General features: G+C 62.4%; 2 protein-coding genes and 5 pseudogenes. 1 reads left to right on the forward strand and 6 read right to left on the reverse strand.

Features of this window, described 5'->3' with window-relative positions; all coding sequences use genetic code 11:
* Both EOA28_RS26155 and EOA28_RS41165 read right to left on the reverse strand, forming a co-directional pair.
* Window positions 1-438, reverse strand: a pseudogene (locus EOA28_RS26155) (IS21 family transposase); the annotation flags it as partial.
* A pseudogene (locus EOA28_RS41165) lies at window positions 434-577 on the reverse strand (transposase); the annotation flags it as partial. The pseudogenes EOA28_RS41165 and EOA28_RS26155, both read right to left, overlap by 5 nt.
* Window positions 578-808: 231 nt before the next feature.
* Here EOA28_RS41165 and EOA28_RS26170 point away from each other — a divergent pair.
* Window positions 809-1,134, forward strand: a pseudogene (locus EOA28_RS26170) (transposase); the annotation flags it as partial.
* A 120-nt stretch (window positions 1,135-1,254) separates the two neighbouring features.
* Here the strand turns inward: EOA28_RS26170 and EOA28_RS26175 are convergent.
* The 4 genes and pseudogenes from EOA28_RS26175 to istA all read right to left on the reverse strand — a co-directional run.
* Window positions 1,255-1,383: pseudogene (locus tag EOA28_RS26175) on the reverse strand (ATP-binding protein); the annotation flags it as partial.
* A 175-nt stretch (window positions 1,384-1,558) separates the two neighbouring features.
* Window positions 1,559-3,052: a recombinase family protein gene (locus EOA28_RS26180; protein ID WP_210214959.1), complete on the reverse strand. Its 1,494-nt coding sequence runs from the start codon at window positions 3,050-3,052 to the stop codon at window positions 1,559-1,561.
* Complete coding sequence (locus EOA28_RS39610) at window positions 2,967-3,461, reverse strand: recombinase family protein (protein ID WP_210214960.1); 495 nt, start codon at window positions 3,459-3,461, stop codon at window positions 2,967-2,969. Before EOA28_RS39610 ends, EOA28_RS26180 begins: the two co-directional genes overlap by 86 nt.
* A 169-nt stretch (window positions 3,462-3,630) precedes the next feature.
* Window positions 3,631-4,367: pseudogene (gene istA, locus EOA28_RS26185) on the reverse strand (IS21 family transposase); the annotation flags it as partial.
* Window positions 4,368-4,453 lie beyond the last annotated feature (86 nt).

The raw sequence follows: 4,453 nt of genomic DNA on the forward strand, positions 1-4,453 counted from the left end.
CTTCTCGCCGGCCGCGATCAATCCCCCCGGCGTCAACTTGCCATAGCGGCGATGCGCGCTCGGCATGTGATCGGCAACGGTCGTATGGCCGCGCCGGTTGGGCGCCCGGGCGTGGCTGGCGATCCGCTGCCCTTTGTGGAAGATCTCGACGGTCTTGTCGGCGATGCGCACATCGACGGGCTCGCGAATGAGGCGGTAGGGCGTGGAATACCAGTGTCCGTCGACCTCGACGTGATAGTCGGGCGCGACACGGCAACGCTTCCAGCGCGCAAAGACGTATGGCTGATCCGGCAGTGCGCGCAGCTTCGGCCTGTCGATCTCGGCGAAGAGTTCGGCGCGGCTGGAGCCGAAGCCGCGCATCTGGCGGGCGTTGAGTTCGGCGACGAGCAGGCGGATGGCGCCGTTCAACTCCGCCAGGGAAAAGAAGCGCTGATTGCGTCAATCCAGTGTAACCGGCGAGATGGCGCTCCACGCTCTCGCCACCGCGGCTATCCTCGAAGCGGAAGGCGACCATGGGCGGCGCCGTGCCGCCGAAGGTTCGATCGTCCCGCGCGTAGGTCCATAGCCAAGCCGTCTTCGTCTCGCGCGGATAGATGTTCTCGCCGCCCGAGACGATCATGTCGTCGGCGCGCCCATGGAAATAGTAGAACCCGTCTTCGTCCTGGCTGAAGAGGTCGCCGGTATAGATCCAACCGGCCTTGAGCTTCTTTTGGGTTTCGGAGGACTTATTCCAGTAGCCGGACATCCTGGGCTGCTGCCGGTTTCGTGGACACCGAGATAAGGTGTTTAACGGAACTGGAGAGTGGAAATGCAGAGAAGGAAGTTCAGCCGCGAGTTCAAGCTTGAGGCAGTGAGGCTGGTGAAGGATCGGGGCGTCGCGGTGGCGCAGGCGGCCCGCGACCTCGATCTCCACGAGAATGTGCTGCGCAAATGGGTGCGCGATCTATCGGCCGATCCGCAGCATGCTTTTCCCGGCCACGGACAGATGAAGCCCGAGCAGTTGGAGATTGACCGGCTGCGCAAGGAAGTCGCGAAGCTGAAGGCGGAGCGCGACATCCTAAAAAAGGCCGCAGCCTACTTCGCGAGGGAAGTGACATGAGGTTCGCTTTCATCGCGAGGCACCGGGGCATCTGGCTGCCGATTCCGACGAAGCCGCCCCTTTGTTCCGATATGATTGCGCCCCCGGATTCCGAGATGATCTCGCCCCCTGGGGCTAGGGCTCTGCTGGCGTTGATTGTTGTCATTTCGTATGCGTCAGGTGTCAAGCTTTTGCGGCTGCTTTCGCCGCAGGCTTTCGCCCGTCAGATCGATGCGATGAGCGTTGTGAACGAGGCGATCCAGGATGGCGTCGGCATAAGTCGGATTACCGAAGTTGTCATGATACCTCCTTCCTTGATCGTCTGTTGCGTGCGATCCGCGCCCGCAGCGTGTTGATCTGGTCGTCTGAGAGTTCGATTTGCCACGGCTGCCCTTTCGTTAGCTGGTGTCCCTCGAACCAGCCGCGTGCGAGATAGTCGAAGACGGTTTGTGGTGTGACGCCTAAGGCAGCCGCCGCCCCTTAAACAGAGTACGATCCGTCCGGCCATCGATCGGGATTGGCGCTCGTGCCGTTGATCTTGACGGTGGGGATGCCCCAGCGTGTCCGCAGAAGCCAGACATTCTCACCCTTGAATGGGCAACCGCGTGCTGCGACAAAGCCTTCCGCGTTCAAGGTCGCAGCAATCTCCTTGTCCATTTTGCCCGCGGCATTGAGTTCGATCACGCGGCGCCGCAGCCGCTCCAGATCAATGTAGTCGCCGTAGGCGTGGACCCGCCTTTGGAGAGAGTGCTCGCTTGTCGCTCCCGTCTGCCACAGGATCTTGAACCAGACCTGGCCCCGGAAGCGCTTCTGGTCGAGGATGACCTCGTCAATGATGAGGCGCAGAATACCCTTGCGCTCGGCCGCCGTCGTCGCAGGCGAGTGCCAGATGCCGGGCAGATCTTCGCCCAGCCTTTGCAGCGCCTCGCGATCCAGCTCGTTCAAGACCAGCGGCTCGTCCTGCCGCCACCGTTCATAATCCTGTTCGATCGCCTCGGCGGCGCGAAGCTTCTCTTCCCAGACGCGCTCCAGTGAACGCGCCACCAAACGGTTCTCCGGCTCGACCGCATCATATTGGCGCCGCGCTCTTTCCGCCTCATAGCGCGCCCGCTCGCGCCGCAGCGCCCACTGCCGCTCAAGCTGACGCGTCTCCTCTTCGATCTGGCCCAGGGCGGCGATCGCGATGGCGATCTTGTCCGGCCTCAAGGCCTCGAGCAGGATGCTTTCGACGTGCGCATCGACCGGCAATGCACGCACTTCCTGGCATAGCGGCCCGCCCTCGTGATGGCGGTCGGCGCGACACGTATAGACCGGGTAGTCGTCCGCAGGGCCACTGTAGCGCAGGCTCATCCGGCGCCCGCACCGTCCACAAACGGTGATGCCCTGCAGCAGTGCCGCTCCCTTGCGTGGCACGCCTGAATGGCCGGCTTCGTAGCGGTTGATGTTGTTGGCCAGTCGCCTCTGGTTCTCCATGAACTCCTCCCAACCGATATAACCAGGATGGGCAGCCTGAAGGCAAACCTCCCAGTCGGCGATCGGGACCTTGGTCGTCTTCGGGCGATAAACGCCATGGCTAATCCGCCCGCCATCCACCCGCCGGCGGCCATAGACATACGCTCCGGCATAGGCAGGATTTTGGAGAATGCTCAACACTTGCGGGCTATCGGCCTGGCGCCACACCACATCGTGCGGCGCCAGGCCGAGGACGGGACGCACGGGAAGCGGCAGATCGTTCTTTCGCAGATAGCGCATCACGGCCCGCGCACTGTGAAGCTCGCGGAATTTGGCGAAGACGAGGCCGAGCCTGGCCTGCACCTGCTCATCGGGATTGAGAATGATCTCACCCGAGCGATCATGCGCCAATCCCGCGGGAACGGGGAGACGTAGTTCACCACGCGCCGCCTTCTGACGCTCGCCCTGATGGAGGCGCTGCTTGATCTGGTGCAACTCCGCTTCGCTCATGATGCCGGTCATGATAAGCGCAGGGATCGTAGAGACGTTCGCCGTCGGCAATGATGACGCCGAAGAGCGAGCACAAATCGAGGAGTTGATGCCAGTCGCGGTTGTTGCGGGCAAGCCGCGAGGCATCGAGGCTGATGACGAGACCGGCATTGCCCAGTCCGATCTCGGCAATCAGCTTCTTGAAGCCCACCCGATCGACGGTCCCGGCTCCGGATTTGCCAAGATCTTCGTCGATGACCTGCACACGCTCATGCGGCCAGCCAAGAGCTACCGCGCGATCGACGAGACGGTACTGTAACTCCGTGCTTTCCTGATGATGCCGCACCTGGTTCACGGAAGACTGGCGGACGTAGATGTAAGCGAGCTTGCCGCGATGCGCAGCAGTGACGCACTCGTCCGGTCTATTCGATGCTCTCAGCATGCCGATCCGCCTTGATCGGCGCGCTTATCGATCGCCTCCGCAAGAGAAGTCGCGCGAAGCCCTGCGCGATCTGCTTCTGCCTCTCCACGGGCAGGTCGAGCCAAAGACTCGGCGGCGTGGGGATACTCGGGTTCGGAAGTTCGGTGAGGGACTGGGACGCTACGCGGAGTGGCCGCCGTGGTCGGGTCGGCAGCACCGAACTGCCATAATGCTCGTCATGCCGGCATAGGTGCGGTTTACCTGCGGGTCGTAGCGGCAGGCCTTGATGATGGCGACCTTGGCATTGTCGGGAACCAACAGAGCCGGCGCGCCGCCGAACGCTTCCAGTGCATTGACGTGACACCCCAGCCAGTCCGGAAGTGTCTCACTCCAGTGCCCTTCCGCGAGGATAGGCTCGAAGCGCCCAACACGGCCACGAACAGATGCGCCTGGCGCGTCTTGCCCCTCAGCCGGTCGACGATCACCGTCACCGTATCGCCGGCATAGTCGACGAAGAGCTTGTCGCCGGCGGCATGGTTCTGCCGCATCGTTCCTGGCAGGTTGGATGCCGCCCTTGTATAGATCACAAAAGCGGCTATAGCGGTAACCACCGGGGTGGCGAGCGATGTATTCGTCCCACAGGATCTGCAGCGTCACATGCTTACGCTTCAGCTTGCGGTGCACATGAGCCCAGTCCGGCTCCACGCTGCGACGGTGCCCTGTCTTCGTCCCGTTTGCCTTGTAGAGCGCGGCCTCCAGGACCGCGTCGGTGATCTCATCGTCAAGCGGCCAAACCAGCCCGGCGGCCTCCGCGCGACGAAGCGTTTCGCGCACAGTCGAGGGCGCAGCCCCGACCCTGTACGAGATCGCCTTGTGGCCAAGGCCCTCTTCAAATCGATATTTCAAAATCTCGCGGACACGCCGCATCGCCAATCTCTCCGCAGGCATTTCATTCCTTCTCCTGGACAACCCAAAAGAAGGAACATTTCACCAGCAGAGCACCACGCCCATAC

The organism is Mesorhizobium sp. M2A.F.Ca.ET.067.02.1.1, assembly GCF_004023285.1.
Taxonomy (GTDB): domain Bacteria; phylum Pseudomonadota; class Alphaproteobacteria; order Rhizobiales; family Rhizobiaceae; genus Mesorhizobium.